The sequence below is a fragment of the Hominisplanchenecus murintestinalis genome, assembly GCF_943193015.1.
Lineage (GTDB): Bacteria > Bacillota > Clostridia > Lachnospirales > Lachnospiraceae > Hominisplanchenecus_A > Hominisplanchenecus_A murintestinalis.
Window position 1 is genome coordinate 1 of sequence record NZ_CALPCM010000112.1, and the last position, 1,754, is coordinate 1,754.

A 1,754-nucleotide genomic window follows, 5' to 3' on the forward strand; every position below is an offset into this window, starting at 1 on the left:
CCGTCAAGGAGAGCCGGGGGCGGCTATCCTATCTCACCCCGGACAGGACGAAGCCCATCACCGCCCGGAAACTGGGTGATGATTTTGACCGTGCCGCCATACTGGAAGCACTCACCATAAACGCACAGAACGCCGCCAGAGCCGCCGAAACGCCCGCACCCAAACAGGAATACCCCCACAGCATAAAAGACCGCTTACAGCGTAACAGTGCCGCCATAAACGCCCCGAAAAATGACGGAGTACAACGCATGGTAGACATAGCCGCCAAGAGAGCCGAGGGCAAAGGGAAAGGCTACGAGAAGTGGGCGAGTTTGCACAATCTGAAGCAAATGGCAGCTACCGTGAGCGTTTACGAGGAATCCGGCTTTTCTTCCCCGGAAGAACTGAAAGCCGTCCTTGCCGCCGCCAGTACAGAACTGCATGAAACCACCGGGAAACTGAAAGCCGTGGAAAGCACCTTGCGGGAGAAAAAGGACTTGCAGAAACAGCTATTAGCCTACATCAAGACCAAACCCGCCCGTGACGGATTGCGGGCGCAGAAAACGGAGAAAGCCCGGAGAGCTTACCGGGAGCAGCACGAAAGCGATTTTATCATAGCCGAATCTGCCGCCCGGTATTTCAAGGCACAGGGCATTACCAAACTGCCATCTTCCAAGACCTTACAAGCGGAGATTGAGCAGCTTACCAAAGCGAAAAACGCCCTTTACAACGAGTACCGGGAGAAGAAAGAGAACGTCCGGGAATTGCAGACCGTGAAAAGTAATCTTGACAAAATCTTGCGCCGTGAGCCGGAACGGGGAAAGGGGCGGGAAAATGAACGGTAAACGCCCCTACATGGACTACCCACAGTACAGAGCCGCCCGCCGCCTTGTGCATGAGTGCTGTAACTATGATAACGGCAACTGTATTGTGCTGGATAACGGCGAGCCTTGCGTATGCGTCCAGAGTATCAGCTATTCCCTTTTATGCCGCTGGTTCATTACCGCCGTTCTGCCGCTGGACGGGAAACTGGAAGCCGCCCTACTCCACCGGGCAGACAGGAAACGCTGTACCGAGTGCGGCGGGTATTTTCTCCCCAAGTCAAACCGGGGGAAATACTGCCCGGAGTGCGCCGGACGCATGAAAAGAATCCGAGCCGCACAGCGCAAGCGGAAACAGAGGGATAAATGTCACGCTTTAGGATATTCCAGACCCCCGTAAATCAAGGCTTTTTTGACCGCCCTCAAAGGGTAGCCGATACATTTATCCTTTACCCCCGAAAACAGCGTTTTAACTGCGTAACAGGAAGCCACAGACAGGAGGTGAGAACCATAACCGATTACATCACAGCCGACACCATATTGCCCCGTTTTCTGCCCTATCCCTATTTTCTGCTGAAAATGGACTTGTCGCATACTGCAAGGCTGCTCTATGGGCTGCTTCTTGACCGTTCCACCCTCTCACAGAAGAACGGCTGGCAGGACAGCGAGGGCAGGACGTATATTGTCTATCCCGTTTCGGAGATAACGGAAATGCTGGATAAAGGCAGCACCGCCATAAAAAGCGCACTGAACGAGCTGGACGCTGCCGGGCTTCTGGTGAGGGAACGCCGGGGCTTCTCCGCACCGAACCGTCTTTATGTGAAAATACCGCAAATGCCAGTGGTACAGTTTTCCGACCATATGACTGCCATACAGCCGGAAAACCGACCCTCTGATAGCCGGAAAAGCGACCCTCATAAGGACGGAAAACCGACCTTTGCGTTGGACGGAAAA

General features: G+C 54.1%; 2 protein-coding genes and 1 pseudogene. All 3 read left to right on the plus strand.

All coding sequences use genetic code 11. The features are described 5' to 3' along the window. Positions 1-824: pseudogene (locus tag NFR99_RS15190) on the plus strand (relaxase/mobilization nuclease domain-containing protein); the annotation flags it as partial. Next, entirely contained in the window at positions 814-1,200 is a 387-nt protein-coding gene (locus tag NFR99_RS15195) for a cysteine-rich VLP domain-containing protein (protein WP_016220906.1), read from the plus strand. The pseudogene NFR99_RS15190 and the gene NFR99_RS15195, both read left to right, overlap by 11 nt. Before the next feature lie 122 nt (positions 1,201-1,322). Further along, the coding region (locus tag NFR99_RS15200; protein WP_251354077.1) for a replication initiator protein A at positions 1,323-1,754 on the plus strand (432 nt) is incomplete at its 3' end.

Excerpts from the sequence above, each read along its gene's own strand:
- NFR99_RS15195 (WP_016220906.1), top strand. The coding sequence starts at position 814 with ATGAACGGTAAACGCCCCTACATGGACTACCCACAGTACAGAGCCGCC.